This window comes from Paenibacillus sp. MABNR03, assembly GCF_050455445.1.
GTDB lineage: Bacteria > Bacillota > Bacilli > Paenibacillales > Paenibacillaceae > Paenibacillus > Paenibacillus xylanilyticus.
In genome coordinates this window covers 729,456-750,376 of sequence record NZ_JBCIYR010000003.1, presented here as the reverse complement: position 1 = coordinate 750,376, position 20,921 = coordinate 729,456, and the positions used below count along the sequence as shown (strand labels likewise).

Here is a 20,921-nt window from a genome sequence, read left to right as displayed (position 1 = left end):
TCTCCCTTCCTGGGCTCACTTGCACACGTTTACTCTTTAGGCTCGGAACCCTTTTTTCCCTATCATCGTAAGGATCAGCATCATGATAAGCAATAGAACAATCGTTGCTCCTGGAGCCAAGTTCCAGATCCCTGCAACTACCAAACCAATCACTACTGCAATCTCCCCGATGACTACAGACAGAATAATAGCCGATTTGAAACTGCGTGCCATTAACAGGCTTACCGCTACTGGAATGGTTAGGAGTGCCGACACCAGCAGTGCACCCACGATTTTAATCGCTGTACTTATGACCAGAGCCGTCATCACCGTAATCAGCATGTTGAGCAATCGTACGGGCAGCCCCGTAACTGCCGCCGCATCTTCCTCAAAACTGAGCAGGAAAAACTCCTTATGTAACAGCGCTACCACGACAACGACAATCAACGTCACCACACCAACCAGTTTCAAATCTGTAGAGTCGAGTGTGTAAATACTGCCGAACAGGTAACTCATTACATCGGTATTATATCCTTTGCCCAGTGTGAAGAACAACGAAGCCAGTGCAACACCACCGGACATAATAATCGCAATCGATAACTCTGCATACGTTTTATATGCTTTGCGAAGCTTTTCTATCGCAAAGGATGCGAGCACGGCAAAGATAAGGCCCACCGCAATCGGATAAACCTCAATTAAAAAACCGAGAGCTACCCCGGCAATGGTCACATGCGATAAGGTGTCCCCGATCATGGATAACCGCCGCAGCACCAGAAACAGTCCAATTAGCGGAGCTGTAATCCCGATCAGCAATCCCCCTGCCAGTGCCCGCTGAAAAAAATCACTCATCAAAATCTCCAAAACACACGACTCCTTCAGCCTCGTCTAATCTAGTTGTACAATATCCTTATCGTACCTGGGCAGTAGTATGCTGCAAATTGGTCTCGGCACAATCCTCCACCTCATGTGAATGACGAACATGGAAGTTAATTTTACCGTTGGTGACTGCCGCTTCTGAACCAAGATAATTTTCCATCCGGTCCATATCATGCGAAACCATCAGAAATGTCATCCGGTGGTGTTCATGCATGTGGGTAATGAGTTCAAAGAAACTCGCTTGAGACTCGGCATCAATCCCCACCGTTGGTTCATCCAAAATCAACAAATCCGGGTGATTAATGAGCGCACGTGCCAAAAATACACGCTGCTGCTGCCCCCCGGACAATTGTCCGATCCGTTTGTTCGCCAGATCTTCAATACGCATGACCTCAAGCGCATCTGTGCACTGCTGCTGAGATTTGCGTGTCATTCGGCGGAACATATTCTTGTTGTTATACAAGCCTGACATGACCACTTCCCGTACGGTTGCAGGGAACAATGGATTGAACGCATTTTTTTGCGGGACATATCCAATTCGTTCCCAATCCTTGAATCTGCGAATCGACTGTCCAAACAATTTGATATCTCCCTGCGCTGGAGGCAAAAGTCCAACCAGCATGCGCAGCAATGTCGTTTTTCCAGCCCCGTTTGAACCGATAATTCCGACAAAATCCCGTTCCTTGACCATAAAATCAAGATTTTCGATCACCCGCTGGTCACCGTAAGAGAACGATAATTTCTCAATCTCTATGATTGGATCATGACATAGTGGCATGATTTGCTGCATGGCAAAGCCGCCCTTCATTATATATAAGGATTGCAGAGCGAATCCTTCAGTCTATCTTATTTTAATGCGATCAGCAGATTTTGCAAATTTTTCTCCATCAGGGTGAAATAATCATCCCCATTGGCTGCCTGCTCCTTGGTTAATCCTTCAACCGGATTCAGTACCATGGTTTCCACGCCTGCTTCCCCTGCCAATGTTTTGGCCAGCTTGTCTGATACCAGCTCTTCAAAAAAAATGTATTTGATGCCCTCTTCCTTCACGAGCTTGGACAAATTCACAATGTCCTGACCTGTTGGTTCTGCATCCGGGGAAAGTCCCATAATGGCGTGCTGGGTTAAACCATAATCACGGGCGAGATATCCAAAAGCTTGATGGGATACAACGATTTCCTTGTTGGAGACCTTGGACAATTCATCCGTAAAGTGCTGATCCAGTGTTTCAAGTTTGGTACGCAGTTCCTCGTAACGCTGCTCGTAACCCTCTTGGTGATCAGGGTCAACTTCAACGAGACTGTTTTTAATATTTTCTGCCATAACCAATGCCGACTTGGGACTAACCCATGTGTGAGGGTCAACATGATGATCTGCCACATCTTCTGTGCCTGCTTCCTCTTCCGCGTGCTCATCTTCATGCTCTTCGCCATGATTATGTCCATCGTCGCCTTCAGCGGTCAGCAGACTTACCCCATCACTTACAGCAACAGACTTCACTTGTGTATCACTGTTAAGCGACTTGAGAAAGTTAGGCACCCAGCCTTCAAGGCCAGCACCATTGTACAGAAACAGTTGGGCTTTGGAGGTGTTGACAATATCCTGGCTTTTAGGAGTCCAGTCATGGGGTTCGACACCGGTTGGCAGCAAATTAATAACGTTCGCGTCTTCGCCACCAATGGCAGTGGTAAATGCATAGACAGGATAGAAGCTCGTGACTACGTTCACTTTGCCTTCCACGATCTTGGCACTTTCCGAATTCCCCTGTCCACACGCTGACAATACCAACAAACTGAGAATCAGCATGCTGCTCCATAACCACTTGATTCTGCTTCTGCCAGTATGTTGTATCCGAGTACCGTTGGTTTGATTGGTTTCATTATACTGTTTCACTATTGCTTCACTCCGCATCTCTTAATCGTAAACATTACTGAAAGAATTATAGGTAACCTGAACGCGGTTGTCAAGCGATCCACCTCTATTCAGTCTCCCCGAGAGCACAGAGTTCATAACAGTATATGCTTGTTTTCTCACGTTATTAGCACGCTTATCCATAAGAAAATAAAAAGTGACCCGATTCATCGGGCCACCTTCTAATCTATCAGATGTCTTATATTAGACTGACTTATTTTACTTGTGCACCATTAGGCATATTGTCCGGTACCGCAGCCAGTGTCAATTGATCCCCATGAGAAGCCGCCAAAATCATGCCTTGGGACAACTCGCCACGCAATTTCACGGGTTTGAGATTCGTTACGCAAATGACTTTGCGTCCAACCATCTCTTCCGGGGAATAGAATTTGGCAATCCCCGATACGACCTGACGCTGCTCATAACCCAGATCCAGCTGTAATTTGAGCAATTTATCCGCTTTTTTGACCGGTTCACAGGCGATAACCTGTGCAACACGCAGTTCCACTTTGGCAAAATCGTCTATGCCGATCTCTTCCTTGCCTTCTGGTGCTGTCACCGGTTCGGATGCTTGGGCAGAATCTCCTGCATCAGCCTGAGTGGTCTCAGCTTGCGGTTCCGCTTTTTTGCCTCCTGTCATCGCTTCAGCAATATACGCAACCTCCTGCTCCGAATCGAGACGCGGGAAGATTGGGTCTCCCTTTTGCAAGGCGTTTCCAGCTGGAATGACACCCCACTGCTTCGCTGTATCCCAAGCCGTAAGTTCGCCTTCCTGAATCCCAAGCTGTTCCCAGATTTTGTGGGGAGCACGGGTCAGGAACGGCTGCAGCAGGATGGAAGCAATACGCAGACTTTCAATCAGGTGGGACATGACGGAAGCCAGCTCATCCCGTTTCGCTTCATCGCGAGCCAAAGCCCAAGGCTGTGTCTCGTCGATATATTTGTTACTGCGGCTAACAAACTGACTGATCGCAGTCAGGGCTACGGAAAATTGCAGATTTTCCATCGCCTGTTCGACTTTGTCCACAGCTGCCAGGCCCGCTTCTTCCAGCGAAGCATCAAATTCGGTTACACCTGAAGTAAATGTTGGTGCCTTGCCTTCGAAATACTTATCCACCATAGCCACGGTGCGATTGAGCAAATTCCCCAGATCGTTGGCCAGATCCGAATTTACGCGTTCTACAAAGCTCTCCGGAGTGAACGTACCATCCGAACCGAATGGAACTTCGCGCAGCAGATAATAACGCAGTGCATCGAGGCCATAACGGTCAATCAGGGTCACCGGATCAACCACGTTTCCTTTCGATTTGGACATTTTGCCGTCTTTCATCAATAACCAGCCATGTGCAAATACTTTTTTCGGCAAAGGAAGGTCAAGCGCCATCAGCATGATCGGCCAGTAGATCGTATGGAAACGAACGATTTCCTTGCCCACCAGATGAACATCCGCAGGCCAGAACTTGTCATACAGCGACGAATCGGATGAACCATAACCCAAGGCTGTAATATAGTTGGATAACGCGTCAATCCAGACGTATACAACGTGCTTTGGATCGCCTTTAACCTTAACGCCCCACTCAAAAGTCGTCCGCGAAACGGCCAAATCTTCCAGCCCCGGCTTAATAAAGTTGTTGATCATCTCATTTTTGCGTGATTCCGGTTGAATGAACCCAGGATTTTCTTCATAGTATTTCAGCAAACGGTCTGCATATTTGCTCATGCGGAAGAAATAGGATTCTTCCTTGACGAGCTCTACCGGATGCCCGCTATCCGGACTTTTGGCAGCAACAATCTCGCCCTTTTCGTTTTTCTCCACATCAACCAGTTGAGTTTCCGTATAATAGGTCTCATCCGGGATACTGTACCAGCCCTCGTATTCGCCCTTGTAGATATCTCCCTGCTTGAGCAAGCGATCGAAAATATCCTGTACGACTGTTTTGTGACGTTCTTCTGTTGTACGAATGAAGTCGTCATTGGAGATGTCCAGCTTGTTCCACAGATCCTTGATGCCGACTACGATATCATCTACAAATGCCTGTGGCGTTTGTCCTTTTTCCTGCGCCTTGCGCTCAATTTTCTGTCCGTGCTCATCTGTTCCCGTCAGGTAACGCACCGTATAACCGCGCAGACGTTTGTAACGAGCCATGGCATCACCAGCAACCGTTGTATACGCATGCCCAATATGCAATTTGTCACTCGGATAATAAATCGGCGTTGTCAGATAAAATGTTTTTTGGTCCGTCATAAATGACTTCTCCTCCTTCAATTGTCCTGCTTCTTTGCGCGTTCTTTAAAAAAGAACACAAAAAACTCCCGCCCCTATGGGACGAGAGTTGATCTCACGTGTTACCACCCAAATTCCCCGTGCTTTTTGCAAACCACAGGCTCTGCCGGTCCTTCGACCGCCCATTAACGCTGGATCACGCCCCAGCCTTACGACAGTGTCTGAATTCAACGCCTGCACGCTCGGAAGAGGTTCCTCCGGGACCATATTCCATCCTCCTCCCAGACCGGTTCTCAGCTTATCCGGCTCTCTGCACTGGGGGTGTGTCTGTACTTATCCCTTCACTGGAAATCATTATACGAAAAATATACTGAAATGCTGCCCTCTTTGTCAAGTCGTCAGCTACCTAGTACTCTTTCCATTCACTCATGTCATGAGAAGATTACAGCTCCACCACTAATCGGATACCATGACCGATTTCTCTGCCTTGGGCGGAACCAAATCAACGCCTCCTGGATGAAACGGATGGCATTTGGCAATACGCTTGGCCGCCAGCAGTGAACCTTTCAAAGCTCCATGGACCTCAATTGCTTCCATCGCATAAGCCGAACAAGTCGGATAAAAGCGACACGTAGGTGGTTTCAGGGGAGAAATATAGTTCCGGTATACCCGAATGGGTGCCTGAACCAGTCTGCGGGATAACTTCATGCTTAATGTTTCCCGTGCGTATGCTGATGTCCGGATGACACTTTCGCCGGAACATGTTCAGCACAATCTTTGCAGTACCCAAAAACTTCGAATTTATGGTCTACTACCTGAAACTGCTCTGGGGCATCTGCCAGCTGCATCGGACAAAAAACGATCGGATAGGTCTTCTGGCAATTCAGACAGATCATATGATGGTGATGATGATCTTCACTGCAATGCGCTCTGAATTTTACACCATCTTCAAAGATAACCTGCTCCAGCACACCCAATTCCTGCATCACACGCAAATTCCGGTACACCGTGTCAAAACTCAGTCCGCTGTAAGTCTTACCCATATATTCATAGACGTCCTTGGGTGCAAGATACCCAGGGGATTCAGCAAATAACCGGGCCAGTGTTTTCCGCTGATCCGTAATGCGAAGTCCCTGTGAGGACATGGTATTAATAATCTGTTCTGTTGATAGCATGACTTAAAGCACCTCCTGTCATACGAGCATTTAGCATAAATCCAAAGAGCGATTTCAAATTAGCAAGAACCGGATCGGAATGGTTCTACGTCCAAATCTTTCGTCCACTTAACCTGTGGAATCGAATGATGCAAAATGCTGTAACTTATGCTTGTTATTCTACTTCTAATAATGCCTCAAATCCCGATTAGAGTCAACGAAAGGGCTAGCGCACGAATCATCGTCAGGATCATGAAAAAGGACCCCATTCACATGGAGTCCTTCTCTGACGGTTCAGAAGATCATTTCTTCGGGCGACTTTTGGGGTGACCGGGTATATAAGATATAAGCTTTCACTCCAAACCGTCCGTTCCTTGTTGCCAGGAGATGATTACTTCTCAGCCGGAAGCGGTGTAAACAGCAGGTTGACAGGAAGATTGCTTCCTGGTGCAGCAGAGAACAGAATGGTTACACTTTCACCATACGACCCAGTGCGATAGAGTACACCTTGTTCATTCGGCGCACTCAGCGATTTTCCAGTCGCAATCTGAACAACCTGACCATTAACGAGTGCCACACCCGAGTACTTACCACCACGTGGGTTGAACGAGATCAGAGTACGTGGAGCCACATTATTCAATGTGATTTTGTAGAGTACACCGAAGTTACCCGCGTTGGAAGCATCTGTGTATGCCATAGGGTCAGTTCCGACCAGGTTTGGATCACTTGCGTTATCACCAAGCGGAAGGCGGGAAGGCTTCGAACCTACTTCTTGATTATACGTAATGACACGTGTTGCATTCGGGTATGTACCCCGGTTATGAACACCATCCCGATCCAATACAGGCAGCGTGGACCAAACTTCCATCGGATCTTTATTTTCTTCAATCATGATAATGTTGTAATCCAGTCTGTAATCACTGAATACGTCGGAGTACAGGGAAATGACTTGACCTTCCTTCATCGGAATTGCATTTAGTTCAGTCAAAATCAGTTTGCTTTCTCCAGGTTCAATATACACTTTCTTTTGATCGGCTCCTGTCTGAATCGACTTGAACCATTTATCAATAGACAATTTACCGGCTACGGTAGCATACGGTGTAGGCCCCGCGAAGCCCATATTCTGTTGTTCGAATACTGCCGTATATGGGTTGTTATTTGTTGCAATAACATACATTTTTACTCTTTTGCCCGTGTTATTCACGTGGTGAATCATGAAACGAGTCTGACCAATGGAAGACTCTTTGTACACAATGCCTTCTGTATTCACGGTTTCCGGACTGTTACTGCGAATAAGATTGCTTTGTTCATCGTAGTAAGTGTACGGCACTTTCTCCATGGCTGGGACTTCTCCACCATTAAAGGTGAATTTGTCACCTACTGGTGTGAACAACTGATTAAAATCAGAAAGGGTGTACAATGTTTCACCCGTGATATTGATGATTTTGGAATAGCTGTTACTCAGACCTTGTTCGTCTGTAACGGTGATTGTGATCGTCTTCGGTCCAGGGACAAAGAATGCCAGCGCGTTATTATCCCACTCTGTTTTGTCGATTTTCACATCGTCCGTGCTTTGATCAATGTAAGTGATCTTTTCACCCATTTTGTATTCTTCTTTATCTGTAGTAAACATCGCTACAGGAGGCAGGTTCGGTTTTTGGACCTGGATCGTTACAGAATACGGATCACTCCATTGACCACTTGAATCCTGGACAGCATACGTTACCGTATATGTACCTGGTTGGTCGAACGAATCCTGACGGCCAGTCCAGCGCTCATCCACGATCTCCATTCCTTTGGGGGAACTGTAATTGGTCATGTATGTCACGGTATCTCCGGCAAAAATTTCTTTTTGTACCGTGAAGCTGGCTACCGGCTTGGTATTCAGGTTCAGTACAACCGTTTTGGCGGATTGGTTTACTTTATAAGTAATGTTCAATGCCTGAGTAATCGAAGTCAGCGGCACCATGAACGTATTCTTTTGTTGATAAGCAGCGCCCTTCATCGTTCTTTCTTCACCATTAACGGTGTAGATTTTGCTGTTGGTTTTGAAACGCAGCTCATCTTCGCCACTAATAATGATCGTTTCCTTGGTGGTGTTATCGTATTTCACTTCATAACCAACCCGGTCAACCAATGCGCGGATCGCTACATAAGATACACCGTTCTTGACAGCCATCGGCTGTCCGGCAAGATACGTTTTTCCATCCTGCATCATTTTATTGCTGTTCATGTACAGTGTCAGGTCTCCACCGTTCGTTCCCGTTACAGATTGACCACTTGTGGAAGGTTGCTCAACCTCTACTGGCGTAGGTGCTGGCGTCTCTTCTTCTGTAGTATCTTCTGCATCTTCAGGTTCAGCAGGTTCCGCTGCAGGATCAACCGGAGCAACATCTGTACCTGTTGATTCTGTTGATTCCGGGCTCGTTACCTCGGTTGTTTCGTCATCGGAAGACTGCGTACCAGTTTGATTCTTCACTTCCGATTCCGCGATGGTTTGTTCTTTTTTCACAACCTCAACGGATTTAACTTTGGCTGTATTCACTGGTGTCGAATCGCTCTGATCGGCTGCCTGTGCATTCGCAGGAATGACTGCAAACGCTTGAAAAACAGCTAAAGCGGTAAGTATGGACAATTTCTTCTTCAGATTCATTCTTTTTCTTTGGCTCCTTCTGCTCCCATTTTATAAATATCCCCCTCAAAAAGTCATACTATTAGACGCTTGTAACCGGGAAAAGTTGCTAAAAATATTTGATGAGAAATGTAAAGTTTTAATAGAACGAAAACACTATGAAAATAGTTGGTTATCATTACAGGACTCTTTCATAGATTTCTCCCTGTTTTCAACAAAAAAACCTTTCCACTATATGGATATTAAAACCACATAGCAAAAAGGTTGCCCTACATTACTGTTGACTCAATCGGACTGGCAGGCTTCCACTTGGTTCCAGCTCTCCCGTAATGGCAAGTGATAATGCACGTACCACAGCAGGCGTGTTTTCGTATGTACATACATAGGCTCCTGGCCGGGGAATTTCCAGCAGATCATAGGGATTACGCAGCGCAATGACAATCAATGAATGTTTCTCGCTCAGCCGCTCAACCAGATGGCGCTGACCCTTGGGAAGATAACCTGTTGAGGTATAGGTGCATACGATGACCTGCTCTCCCTCTAGCACATTTTGCAGAATTCGGTCTGCCTCTTCATAAGACGGCTGCGTCGTCATTTTATGCTCTCGGACATGAGCTCTGGATTGACTGAGTACCCTACCGAGCGAATCCGAATGGGACCACGGTTCATCCACCTCTGTTCGCTGCACAACTTCGGGCCATACAACAAATACGCCCTGTTCGGGTTTTAATGGCAGCAAGCCGTCATTGTGCACCACGGTAATGCTCTGGCATGCGATTTCATGTAACAATGCCTCACCCGGGGCCGCTGGAGACAAATGTGGCATATCTGTTCGTTCACTCGGTTGATGACCACAGCGTTTTTGCTTCCAGTTCACGACACGCTCTAACGCTTGGTCTATGACCTGCTCGTCAATTCGCCCATGACGAACCGCTTCAACTACTGCCTCTATAGCAGCAATCTGTTCCTCAAGGGTATGACTGACCAGGATTAAATCTGCGCCTGCCTCCACAGCAAGAACAGCAGCCTTTGCTACCCCATATGGTTTGGAGATCGCATGCATTTCCAGACAATCCGTAATGATTATTCCTTCGAATCCCATTTCTTCGCGTAATAATCCATGTAACACTTTACGTGATAATGTGGCGGGAATGGGCTCAGGTTCGATCGTCGGGAAAATGACATGTGCTGTCATAATGGCATCCACACCCGCCTCAATGGCCCGGCGAAACGGCAGCAGTTCGACCTGCTGCAGTCTTTCCCGTTCATGTGGAACAGTTACCATTCCCAGATGAGAATCCACTGCAGTATCTCCATGCCCTGGAAAATGCTTCGCTGTGGCTGCTATGCCACGGGACTGGTAACCCGTAATGGCTGCCACACCGTGAGCGGCCACTCTTTCGGCATTCTCCCCATAGGATCGTACTCCAATGACCGGATTGAGAACGTTATTGTTCACATCAACGACTGGCGCAAGGTTCATATCGATTCCTATCTGTTTTAACTCACCACCCAGAATTCGTGCACATTGATAGGTGTAGTCCGGGTTGCCTGTGGCCCCTAAAGCCATGTTTCCAGGCACTCTTGTAACCCCGTCCTTATCAATTCTGGCAACCATGCCGCCCTCCTGATCCACCGAGATCACAAGCGGCAACTCACCGTTTTTCGCGGCCATCCTTTGCAGTTCTGCAGATAAACGGGTCAATTGTTCCACACTCTGCACATTACGTCTGAAATAAATGACGCCTCCAACATGGTAGTCCTGAATTAATCGGGTGATCTGTGCATCCGCTTCCTGCCCATGGAAGCCGCACATAAACAGCTGGCCTACCTTCTGTTCCAGCGTCAATTGCACCGATTTCATGTACGCATTCCCTCCTCAAATCAAGTGCCAGTTCGTTTGCTTTGCCTGTATTCCGATGGCTTCATGTGGAAATGTTTATGAAACACTTTGGAGAAATAACGCCGTTCCTTGTAGCCGGTGGCTTCCCCGATGGCTGTAATACTCCACTCCGTTGTACTCAACAATAATGCAGCACTTTCCATCCGTTTATGAGTCATATATTCAACAAACGTGACCCCTACATGGCTTTTGAACAGCTGGCAAAAATAACTCGAACTGATTCCCAGCCAATCCGCAACCTCATCTATGCCAAGATCTTGTTCCAAACGTGTATCCATATACTCACATGCAGACTTTATCAATTCATAAACTGAAGGTCTGGATACACCTTGCTTACTATGCCAAGCATGGGCAATCGCCTCCGTAAGTTCAACTAGTTCTTTCATGGAAGCAGCCATCTGAAGTGCATCCCAGAACTGTTTTTCTTCCTGTTCAGCAATCGCATGAACTTCGCGCAGTTCACGCAGCATGTGTACCAGCAAAAAACGAATATTACTTTCGCCTATGCTGTCTGACGAAACTTCCAATTGGCTCAATCGATGTTTAAGCGAATGCAGCAGATGAACTAATTCCTGCTTGTTCCCCTGACGAATCCAGCGCGTGAACAGCTCCAGTTCCTCTCTGGTAATCCATGCTGCTTTTTTGGATACTTCGTTGGGCTGTAATTGCGATGAAACTGACGTTGTCACAGACCTAATATCATCTCTGTTATCGGATGGATTCATTAACATGCGCTGACAGTGTCGGTATCGCTCGGCGATCTGCTGATCCAGACATACAGGCATAACGTCCTGAACAATCCTTACCTTCATTGCTGATTCCGCAGCAAACATGGCATCAAGCTTTAGCAGGACACGCTGAGCTATTTCATCTGCCTGGAACTCCCATGCACCTGAAGCCTCCAGTAAAATGCCCCATTCCCCCTTGCGGACGGATATTATCATGCTTCCTTCCATTTCTCCCGTTAAGACTCTCAGGCTGGAAAGGATCTCATCATGCCATTGCTGATGCTGGTCACTAGACCAGCCGATGGAATAACGGAAGTAACCCTCCACATCCACCAGGATCAGAATATAACGAACAGAAGACACCAGCTGTTCCGGAGCTTGTGCCGGATAACCGATTGACATCTTCTTCTCACCAGCCAGCAGATCGGTCACCTGTTTCTGTCTAATCCAGTTTTCCATCTCTACATTGCGATGACGTTCAGACTCACTTGCCATACGCTTCTTATGGATCTGTTCGGTTAACTCGCGCAGCTTGTTTTCCAAACTCAAATAATCAATCGGTTTACATATGTATTCATGAACATTGTAACGGATGGCGGTTCGGGCATATTCAAACTGCTGATATCCGGTGAGCAAAATAATTTCGCATGACTCCCCTCGTTCCCGCAGTATGCGAATGAGCTCTAAGCCATCCATGGTTGGCATGCGAATATCACACAGCATAATGTCCGGATGACATTCAGCCACCTTATCCAGGGCTTCCACCCCGCTTCTGGCGGTGCCGGTAATTTCAATTCCCATGTCCTCCCACGGTAAGATCAAACTCAAATTTTCCAAAATCGGAAGTTCGTCATCAACTAGCATTGCGGTCAGATTCATCTAGGCATCCTCCTGCTCATATCGTGGAATTATGCATTGAATGACTGTCCCATGACCTGAAGCTGAACATATAAATATGCCATATCCAGCCCCATACCGAATTCGTATCCGGTCCGCTACACTTCGTAAACCCAATCCTCGGCGCTCAGTCATAGAAGATAGCTGCTGCTCTCCTTCTTGTCCCTGCATATGATCTGGCGGGTCCTCTGCCATGTATTCAAATCTCCCCATTATTTCCTGGGGAATGCCAAGTCCGTTATCCTCCACGCGCAGTACCAGATTATTGAGGTCCTCAAATGCACTGATCCGAAGTATGCCCTTATACTCAATGCCCTCGAAGCCATGCTGGATGCTATTTTCCACTAACGGCTGCAAGGTCAGTTTAAGTACGGAGGATGCATATAGATGAGTAGGAATATCGACCTCATACGTGAACAATTCACTGAATCGGTATTGTTGAATTTCTAGGTAGCTCTGCAGATGCCTTACTTCCTCACCCAGCGGAATTTCCTCCTGGTCCTGGATGCTGATGCGAAGAATATTGCCCAGACGGGTTACCATTTCACTGACTTTCCGTCCTTCTCCCCGCATAGCGAGGCCGTTAATCGATTCCAGCGTGTTGAACAGAAAGTGTGGTTTGATCTGGGCCTGCAGCACACGCAGCTCAGCCTTGGCCTTCTGCTGCTGCTCTGCCCTTACACGACGAAACAGGCTGCCAATCCGGTCCAGCAGTTCATTAAACCCGTGGGCAAGAAGCTGCATCTCATCGAAACCTTTTCCCTCTACCCTTGCGTTGAAGTCTCCATCCTCCACTCGCCGCATGAAGCGGACCAGTACGGCAATATTGCCGGTAATACGGTTCATGAAAAACAGATTGAAGACCATCGCGGCAAGAAGACAGATCAGAATAATGATCACCGACCAGCCTGCAAATACATTGGTCTCTGCTGACAGCGCTTCCCAAGAAGTTACGCTGACCAAGTTCCAGCCATAGTTTTTTAGATGATATTGGGACAGGATACTCTCCGTGCCATCAAATACGGTTCGGATACTGCTGAAGCCGGGCCCGTAACTCCTAGCGTTGACTCCCAGGTTCTCCATCTTCTCTCCGCTGTACCGCCCGGAAGGATCATAGACAACTAAACCTTCTTCATTGGTTAATAGAAAGGATGTATTCTGTGCGGAGTCGCTAATCTGCAGATGCCGGAAGATCCGGTCAATCTCTCCTTTTTTGATCTGAACCACAAGAATCCCGATATTTTGAAAGTAACTGAGTTCCTTGACCAGCCTGATCTGAGTAAAAACAGGATCAACACCGGTAAGTTCGGGATATTCAAGTGGAGCAAGCCATTTGGGCACACCGTTGAGCTGCTGAATTTCCTGAAATAAGGGGTGTACCTTGAATTGCTGAAAAGGCAGAGCTTCAAAATTTTCTTTGGTGAATATCGATACGATCTGATTGTTCTCTGATGAACGCAAATCATACAAAAAGGCATAGCTAATAAACGGATAATTATATAGAAGAGAACGAAAATTGCGCTGGCTGGCATTAAGCGACAATTGATTGCCGGTTCCAAGGTCCTGCTTGGTCGGGTCTTTGGCGTTAAGTGCCATTTGGAATACTGAAGTGGCAATTCCGTTATCGGTGACATTGTTAATCTGCTGAAAAACATTCTCGATATTGTAGCTAATGGCCTGGAGGGCGTATTCGGCCTGCTGGTTGTATTTTTTCTCAATCGTATGTGATGTGACCAGAAACATGCCAATGCCAAGTGCGCACATCGGTACAATAATCAGCAGCAGAAATGCCATAGCTAGCTTCATGCGCAAGTTCATATCCGTTCTCCCCATCAACCGCCTCGTTCATCAACCCTTGACACCGCCTGCGGTCACACCTTCAATAATTTTCTCCTGCAGTATGGCGTAAATGACAACAACAGGTACAACGCTGTATACAATTCCTGCGGACATCTGGGCATAGTTCATCTGGTACTGATCTCGAAACTGGACCATGCCTACAGGCAGGGTACGCAGCTTATCTGTAGATAGGAAATAGTTGGCGAGCAAAAATTCGTTCCAGTTGCCGAGGAAATTCACGATAAATACCGTAACGATGGCTGGAACCGTAAGAGGTATCACTATTTTAGCAAAGATCCCTGGGGCCCTCAAGCCATCCATGACCGCCGCTTCCTCAATCTCTCCGGGGAGTGATCTCATAAATGCAGCCAGAATAATGATCGTGAATGGAATCGCATTTGCTACATAAGGAACAATCAAAGCCAGATGTGTGTCCAATATGCCCAGCTTGCGAACGAGCAAATAAATGGGCAGCATCAGTGCATTATTCGGAATGAGCATACCTGCCAGAATGAGACTGTACAGAAACAGGCTCCATTTGCGGTGTCTCATCCGGGTTACGGCAAAAGCAAACATGGCGCCCAGTATAATGGTACCTGCCGAAGACAGGACTGAGATGTACAGGCTGTTCCAGAAATACGTACCGATTTTGGCGTTGACCCAGGCTTCCACGTAATTGCTGAATACCCAAGTCGTTGGCAAACCGAATGGATGGAGAGCGATCTCATTGTTATCCTGTTTAAATGAAGAGAAGATGACGAACAAAAATGGAAACAAAATTGCGATTAAATACAGCATTAACATCACATGGGGAATGGTGCCTCTTATGCTCTTCGCCATCAATACTCCACCCTTTCGTTGCGCCTTGCTACCAACAGCTGATATACGGCCGTCAGCACAAGTGTCAGAGCAAAGATCAGGACTGCAACTGTATTGCCATAACCGTATTTAAAATTGGTGATCGCGTATTTGATCATATACGTGGCGAGAACCTCAGTGGACCCGGCGGGACCGCCTTTGGTCATGACAAGTACAATATCCGCTGCCTTCATCGCTCCGGCAATGGACAGCATAATGACAACCGAAATAATGGGTCTGATCAATGGCAATGTGATTCGGGTTGCGCGCTGTACTGCCGTAGCCCCATCAATTGCCGCAGCTTCGTCCAGGTCACGGGGAATGGCAAGAATGGCCGCCAGCACCATGACAATGTAAAAACCTGTCCACTGCCAGGCATTCGTTACAAGGATGGACAGCATCGCAAAGCGATTATCCGAGAGCCAGTACACCGGTGGAATGCCAAACATGTCAAGCAGCTGATTTAACAGCCCGATGTTGGGCTCATAGATAAATCCCCACAAAATTCCGATTACAGCCGTGGACATGATGGAAGGTAAAAAAACAGCCGTTTTGTATAACCCCTTTAATCGCTTGACGTTCGCAATAAAGAGCGAGAACAACACAATCAGCGGAACCTGAATGAATACCGAAAATCCGATAAAAAATCCGTTATTCCGCGTGGAAATCCAAAACCGTTCATCGGTCAGAGCTTTGGCGTAGTTCGACAAACCCACAAATCGTGGGTCTGTCGAAACACCATTCCAGCTGGTCAAGCTGTAGTATAGAGAGCTGCCAATCGGATACAGAAAAAACATCACAAACAAGATCAGTGCCGGCAATACAAACAGAGCATAAATGAGCGGGCTGCGGAGTGAAGTATTCATGTCCAGCCTCCTTCAGTGACTTCAGTTGCAGCAGCTATGGCCTTCATGCATTCGATCATTCCACGGAAGCATTGGCTTCCTCTTGGATTTTTTGCAGCTCCTCCGCCATCTTCTCCGGCGTGGTCTGTCCACCAATCAGTTTTTGGATCTGCAGATTGCTGATTTCGGTAGTCACGTCTGCCTGCACAAGCGCATCAAATGCCGGGAATGACGTTTTGGACGCATTCAGGACAGCAACGATCTCTTTCATCAGTTCATCGGTGATGCTGTCGGTTAATACCTTCTCATCCAGCTTCATGGCAGGAAGTACACCATCCTCCACAAGTCCACGCACCTGCATGTCTTCATTGTAGAAATTTTTGATGAAAGCTTTTACCGCCTCCAGCTTCTGTGGATCGTCCGCTACCGATGCCGAGAAGCCGTACCCATTGTTAACGTCACGCATGAGGGAAGTCTGGTCCCCTACTCCGTTCTCTACCGGCGGCATATTGAAAAATCCAACCTTTCCAATGAGCGATTCCCCGCTCTGACCTTCTTTGAATACAGATGATTTCCATGTGCCGTCATACATCAGGATAGCTTCACCACTTGTAAATTGAGTCGTATACTCTGCGTATTCGAATCCAAGCTCGCCTTTTTTGAAATAGCCCTTATCGACCCATTCCTTATGCTTCGCAAAGCCTTGAACTACACCCGGATCGGTCCACTTGGCTTCACCTGTTGCAAACTTCGCCGTAATCTCCGGCCCGGCATAGCGAGACCACAGATGGTTCGTTAGCATCAGCGGAACCCAGCCTGCCTTGGAAGCCGAAGCAAGGGGTACTTTGCCATCCGCTTTGATCTCGGCCAGCATGTTATCGAGTTCAGCCATGGTCGTTGGCGCTTGCCAGCCCTTTTGTGCGAAATATTCCTTGTTGTAGAAAAAGCCTTCGCCCGAGCCACCAATTGGCAGTCCATATACTTTGCCTTCATACGTGAACGGTTCAAGGGATGTAAACTGATCCTGGATACCCAGTTCTTGCAGAATCGGTGTCAGATCCAGCAGCATGCCTTCCTTGGCATACACCTTGGAATCCGGACTGCCGAAGAGTTCGAATATATCCGGCGGATTGCCGGCAGCCATCTCTCCGCGAAGCTTCTCCTTGCGGTTCACATCGGATTCCACTCCGTCCAGAGTAAAGGTCAGATTGGGTACTTCACTCTCTACCTTGTCGACGACGTCCTGCAGTATGGCCAGCCTTTTCTGTTTATCCGCACCTACCTGGGTGTGGCGCAGCAGCATCTCGACCGGTTCCTTACTGGTCTCTGTGTCTGAGCCTGCAGCCCCTTGTGGACTTTCGTTCCCTGAGCCCGAACATGCAGCCAGCGTCCAGGATGTTACAAGCAGTAGTGAGAGCAGCATTATCATTCTTTTTTTCATCGTCGTTGACCCTCCTCAGCATATTGCACATTTGGTTTTACACTCTGATTATAAAAAGACGAAGCTCCCATCGTAAGGATGACAATTCATCAATGAGGGGATAAAATCCTTCACTGAACAGGCTCTCTTCGTTATCTTCATGTAAAATGCAATAAAAACAGCCTCTGCGACACGGGTCGCAAAGACTGCTTGGCTGATGGATCAATATATATTAGATGTTGATCAATGGATGGATCATTCGATGGATCTTTTGGTGGATTATCTATTTGGAACAAACCGTACCAGCTGTTTCCTTCCGGCCCTGTTCAATCAGGCGATACGCCCGTTCCACTTCTTCTTCGGTCGGAGAAGGTACACCGTCAAGTGGATATACCTTGCCTAGAGCCTGCCATTTGTAGATCCCCATCTGGTGATAAGGCAGAATTTCAAACTTTTCGACTCCGTTCAATGTACCGATGTAACGCCCCAGATTAAGAAGATCTTGCTCATCGTTATGAATGCCGGGCACGTAGACGTGACGGATCCACATTTTCCGACCATGATCCGATAACCACCGAGCCATACGGAGCGTTCTTTCATTTGATTTCCCGGTAAGCTTGATATGCTTTGCATCATCAATATGCTTCAGGTCCAGCATCACAAGATCAGTATGATCCAAAAGGTCAAGAATACGATCCGGTTCATTGTAACCGTTGCTGTCCAAAGTTGTATGCAGCCCCCACCGCCGCTTTACTTCTTTGAAAACCTGGGCAACGAAGTGAGCCTGCAGCGTCGGTTCCCCTCCGGATATGGTAAGTCCGCCTCCTGAGCTGCGATAGTAGGTCAAGTACGGTTCAATTTCCGCGAGAACTTCTTCCACGCTCATATCCCTGCCTCCATCAAGCGCCCATGTATCCGGGTTGTGGCAATATTGGCACTTCAGGTGACATCCCTGCATAAAAAGCACGAAGCGGATGCCGGGGCCGTCAACCGTCCCGAAAGTTTCGAGTGAATGTATATGTCCGTTTACCATGCTGCCTCTTCCTTTCTTATCCGCATCCGCTGTGCGTTTATGTTGTCACTTCGATCCAAAGCCCTGGCCTCACGAAGTCCTATGAAAGCGACTTCGATACGGCCACGACTTCATCTTCCTATTACATCGAACCGTGGAAAGTACGGTTGATGACGTCGAGCTGTTGTTCACGCGTCAATTTGATGAAGTTTACGGCATAGCCCGATACACGTACTGTCAATTGTGGATAATTTTCCGGATGCTCCATGGCATCAATCAGCTGCTGACGATCAAATACGTTCACGTTCAGATGGTGAGCACCTTGACCGAAATAACCGTCCATCATGGCAACCAGATTGGATTTGCGGGTATCGGACTCTTTTCCGAGCGCTTTAGGTACAATCGAGAACGTGTTGGAGATCCCGTCAAGACTGTGTTCGTAAGGCAATTTGGCTACAGAGCCCAGAGATGCCAGTGCACCTTTTTTGTCACGGCCGTGCATAGGGTTCGCCCCTGGAGCAAACGGCTCGCCTGCTTTACGTCCATCCGGTGTAGTACCGGTTTTTTTGCCGTATACCACATTGGAAGTAATGGTCAAAACGGATTGCGTTGGAACGGCATTGCGGTACGCTTTGTGTTTGCGAATCATGCCCATGAAGCTTTCCACCAGTTCAACCGCGATGCTGTCGACACTGTCTTCGTTGTTTCCGTAACAAGGGAAGTCTCCTTCGATTTCAAAATCAACGGCGATTCCTTGCTCGTTACGAATCGGTTTAACTTTTGCATACTTAATTGCACTCAAGGAGTCGGCAGCAACGGACAGGCCAGCAATACCACAGGCCATGGTACGTACGATATCACGGTCATGCAGAGCCATTTCAATGCGCTCGTAACTGTATTTGTCATGCATGTAGTGGATGACGTTAAGGGTGTTCATGTACAGTTTAGCCAGCCATTCCATCATCGGTTTGAAACGTTTCATGACCTCATTGTAATCCAGCACTTCGCCTGTAATTGCCGGATACTCCGGTCCGACCTGTGCTCCGGATTTCTCGTCACGGCCACCGTTGATCGCATACAGCAGAGCTTTCGCCAGATTCGCACGGGCGCCAAAGAACTGCATTTGTTTACCGATCTTCATGGCCGATACACAGCAGGCAATACCGTAATCGTCACCGTAGATTGGACGCATCAGATCATCGTTTTCATACTGGATGGAGCTGGTTTCAATCGAAACTTTCGTACAATATTGTTTGAAAGCTTCCGGAAGTTTGGTGGACCAGAGTACAGTCAGGTTTGGTTCCGGTGCTGGCCCCAGATTGTGCAGCGTGTGCAGGAAACGGAAGCTGTTTTTCGTTACACGCGTTTCTCCGTTCACGGACATTCCGCCAATGGACTCGGTTACCCACGTTGGATCACCACTGAAGAGCTCGTTATAGTCTGGTGTACGCAGGAATTTGACGATCCGCAGTTTCATGACAAAGTGGTCAACCAGTTCCTGTGCCTGTTCCTCAGTCAGATTACCTTCCTGTAAATCACGTTCAATGTAGATATCCAGGAACGAAGATACACGTCCAAGGGACATGGCCGCGCCGTTTTGTTCTTTGATTGCAGCGAGATATCCAAAGTACAACCACTGGAATGCTTCTTTCGCTGTTGTAGCCGGCAGGGAGATATCAAAACCATGCATTTCACCCAGCTGCTTCAATTCCTGCAGTGCTCGAATCTGTTCGGATAACTCTTCACGCAGACGGATTACGTCTTCATCAATCACATCCACTTCGAGTGCGTTCAGTTCTCCTTTTTTGGCACGAATCAGGAAGTCTACACCATAAAGAGCTACCCGGCGATAGTCACCGATGATCCGTCCGCGGCCGTAAGCATCCGGCAGACCTGTAATGATTCCGGCTTTACGAGCTGCACGCATTTCGGATGTGTAAGCATCAAATACACCCTGATTATGTGTTTTGCGAATATTGGTAAATATATCAATGACTTCTTGAGGCATTTCGAAGCCGTATGCTTGACATGCATCAATCATCATGCGAATTCCGCCTGTTGGCTGAATGGAGCGTTTGAATGGAGCATCGGTTTGCACACCGACGATCTGTTCTTTGGATTGATCCAGATACCCTGGTTGGTGAGATACGATCGTACCCGGGGTGTTTACGTCCACATCCAGTACGCCGCCGTTGTCCCGTTCTTTTTTGGTCAGATCAGATACGATATCCCACAGGTCTTTGGTGTTCTGCGTTGCCCCTGCAAGAAATGCTTCATCCCCGTAATACGGAGATAAATTATGTGCCAGAAAATCATTCACATCCACGGATTTGGTCCATGTGCCTTTCGTAAAGCTTCTCCAGCCTGTTTGTTGTTTGACATCTTTTTCGATCACCGACATAGTAATCCCTCCACAAAATTTGGATTTCCGGACACATGACAGGGTACATCAATCGTCTCATCTGTGCCCAGAGCCGCGATTAAATGTGAACATTTTCACATGTAAGCCGGAACATGTTCTCTCTACTTGGTAACCGGAACCGCGGGATGGATGTTTTTCTTACATTTTCAGTATACGTCTTCCGTGTTTCACCATCTGTGATTTTTGTCACAAAGTCCGTGAACTACCTCACTCCACCGTTG

General features: G+C 47.5%; 15 protein-coding genes. All 15 read right to left on the bottom strand.

Annotated features, from left to right (window positions below; genetic code table 11):
• Nucleotides 1-36 precede the first annotated feature (36 nt).
• Complete coding sequence (locus AAIH57_RS18550; protein WP_175395612.1) at nucleotides 37-840, bottom strand: metal ABC transporter permease; 804 nt, start codon at nucleotides 838-840, stop codon at nucleotides 37-39.
• Between the two features lie 46 nt (nucleotides 841-886).
• A complete protein-coding gene (locus AAIH57_RS18545) occupies nucleotides 887-1,645 on the bottom strand; it encodes a metal ABC transporter ATP-binding protein (RefSeq protein ID WP_175395613.1) in 759 nt (252 codons plus the stop codon).
• 56 nt (nucleotides 1,646-1,701) lie between these two features.
• Nucleotides 1,702-2,661, bottom strand: a complete 960-nt coding sequence (locus AAIH57_RS18540) for a metal ABC transporter solute-binding protein, Zn/Mn family (protein ID WP_430022725.1) — start codon at nucleotides 2,659-2,661, stop codon at nucleotides 1,702-1,704.
• A 319-nt stretch (nucleotides 2,662-2,980) separates the two neighbouring features.
• Complete coding sequence (metG, locus tag AAIH57_RS18535; protein WP_430022607.1) at nucleotides 2,981-5,032, bottom strand: methionine--tRNA ligase; 2,052 nt, start codon at nucleotides 5,030-5,032, stop codon at nucleotides 2,981-2,983.
• 414 nt (nucleotides 5,033-5,446) lie between these two features.
• A complete protein-coding gene (yidD, locus tag AAIH57_RS18530) occupies nucleotides 5,447-5,698 on the bottom strand; it encodes a membrane protein insertion efficiency factor YidD (RefSeq protein WP_175395616.1) in 252 nt (83 codons plus the stop codon).
• A gap of 2 nt (nucleotides 5,699-5,700) precedes the next feature.
• Entirely contained in the window at nucleotides 5,701-6,165 is a 465-nt protein-coding gene (locus tag AAIH57_RS18525) for a Fur family transcriptional regulator (protein WP_175395617.1), read from the bottom strand.
• Nucleotides 6,166-6,535: 370 nt separating this feature from the next.
• Complete coding sequence (locus AAIH57_RS18520) at nucleotides 6,536-8,797, bottom strand: stalk domain-containing protein (protein ID WP_430022606.1); 2,262 nt, start codon at nucleotides 8,795-8,797, stop codon at nucleotides 6,536-6,538.
• Nucleotides 8,798-9,050: 253 nt separating this feature from the next.
• On the bottom strand, nucleotides 9,051-10,640 hold the full coding sequence (nagZ, locus tag AAIH57_RS18515; RefSeq protein ID WP_430022605.1) for a beta-N-acetylhexosaminidase: 1,590 nt from the start codon (nucleotides 10,638-10,640) through the stop codon (nucleotides 9,051-9,053).
• A gap of 20 nt (nucleotides 10,641-10,660) precedes the next feature.
• Nucleotides 10,661-12,286, bottom strand: coding sequence for a response regulator transcription factor (locus AAIH57_RS18510; protein ID WP_430022604.1), 1,626 nt, complete (start codon nucleotides 12,284-12,286; stop codon nucleotides 10,661-10,663).
• Nucleotides 12,287-14,122: a cache domain-containing sensor histidine kinase gene (locus AAIH57_RS18505; protein ID WP_430022603.1), complete on the bottom strand. Its 1,836-nt coding sequence runs from the start codon at nucleotides 14,120-14,122 to the stop codon at nucleotides 12,287-12,289. It abuts the gene before it with no gap.
• A gap of 30 nt (nucleotides 14,123-14,152) precedes the next feature.
• On the bottom strand, nucleotides 14,153-14,983 hold the full coding sequence (locus AAIH57_RS18500) for a carbohydrate ABC transporter permease (RefSeq protein WP_175395622.1): 831 nt from the start codon (nucleotides 14,981-14,983) through the stop codon (nucleotides 14,153-14,155).
• Nucleotides 14,983-15,867: a carbohydrate ABC transporter permease gene (locus AAIH57_RS18495; protein WP_175395623.1), complete on the bottom strand. Its 885-nt coding sequence runs from the start codon at nucleotides 15,865-15,867 to the stop codon at nucleotides 14,983-14,985. The genes AAIH57_RS18500 and AAIH57_RS18495 overlap by 1 nt, the downstream gene beginning before the upstream one ends.
• A gap of 55 nt (nucleotides 15,868-15,922) precedes the next feature.
• On the bottom strand, nucleotides 15,923-17,287 hold the full coding sequence (locus tag AAIH57_RS18490; RefSeq protein ID WP_175395624.1) for an ABC transporter substrate-binding protein: 1,365 nt from the start codon (nucleotides 17,285-17,287) through the stop codon (nucleotides 15,923-15,925).
• A gap of 262 nt (nucleotides 17,288-17,549) precedes the next feature.
• Nucleotides 17,550-18,299: a pyruvate formate-lyase-activating protein gene (pflA, locus tag AAIH57_RS18485; protein WP_175395625.1), complete on the bottom strand. Its 750-nt coding sequence runs from the start codon at nucleotides 18,297-18,299 to the stop codon at nucleotides 17,550-17,552.
• Nucleotides 18,300-18,420: 121 nt separating this feature from the next.
• Nucleotides 18,421-20,679 (bottom strand): formate C-acetyltransferase, encoded by a 2,259-nt coding sequence (gene pflB, locus AAIH57_RS18480; protein ID WP_430022602.1) that lies wholly within the window; start codon nucleotides 20,677-20,679, stop codon nucleotides 18,421-18,423.
• Nucleotides 20,680-20,921 lie beyond the last annotated feature (242 nt).

What these genes read in the sequence shown, in the direction of transcription:
- AAIH57_RS18545 (WP_175395613.1), bottom strand. Translation starts at nt 1,645, where the DNA reads ATGCAGCAAATCATGCCACTATGTCATGATCCAATCATAGAGATTGAG.
- AAIH57_RS18540 (WP_430022725.1), bottom strand. Translation starts at nt 2,661, where the DNA reads ATGCTGATTCTCAGTTTGTTGGTATTGTCAGCGTGTGGACAGGGGAAT.
- yidD (WP_175395616.1), bottom strand. Translation starts at nt 5,698, where the DNA reads ATGAAGTTATCCCGCAGACTGGTTCAGGCACCCATTCGGGTATACCGG.
- AAIH57_RS18525 (WP_175395617.1), bottom strand. Translation starts at nt 6,165, where the DNA reads ATGCTATCAACAGAACAGATTATTAATACCATGTCCTCACAGGGACTT.
- AAIH57_RS18520 (WP_430022606.1), bottom strand. Translation starts at nt 8,797, where the DNA reads ATGAATCTGAAGAAGAAATTGTCCATACTTACCGCTTTAGCTGTTTTT.
- nagZ (WP_430022605.1), bottom strand. Translation starts at nt 10,640, where the DNA reads ATGAAATCGGTGCAATTGACGCTGGAACAGAAGGTAGGCCAGCTGTTT.
- AAIH57_RS18510 (WP_430022604.1), bottom strand. Translation starts at nt 12,286, where the DNA reads ATGAATCTGACCGCAATGCTAGTTGATGACGAACTTCCGATTTTGGAA.
- AAIH57_RS18505 (WP_430022603.1), bottom strand. Translation starts at nt 14,122, where the DNA reads ATGAACTTGCGCATGAAGCTAGCTATGGCATTTCTGCTGCTGATTATT.
- AAIH57_RS18500 (WP_175395622.1), bottom strand. Translation starts at nt 14,983, where the DNA reads ATGGCGAAGAGCATAAGAGGCACCATTCCCCATGTGATGTTAATGCTG.
- AAIH57_RS18495 (WP_175395623.1), bottom strand. Translation starts at nt 15,867, where the DNA reads ATGAATACTTCACTCCGCAGCCCGCTCATTTATGCTCTGTTTGTATTG.
- AAIH57_RS18490 (WP_175395624.1), bottom strand. Translation starts at nt 17,287, where the DNA reads ATGAAAAAAAGAATGATAATGCTGCTCTCACTACTGCTTGTAACATCC.
- pflA (WP_175395625.1), bottom strand. Translation starts at nt 18,299, where the DNA reads ATGGTAAACGGACATATACATTCACTCGAAACTTTCGGGACGGTTGAC.
- pflB (WP_430022602.1), bottom strand. Translation starts at nt 20,679, where the DNA reads ATGTCGGTGATCGAAAAAGATGTCAAACAACAAACAGGCTGGAGAAGC.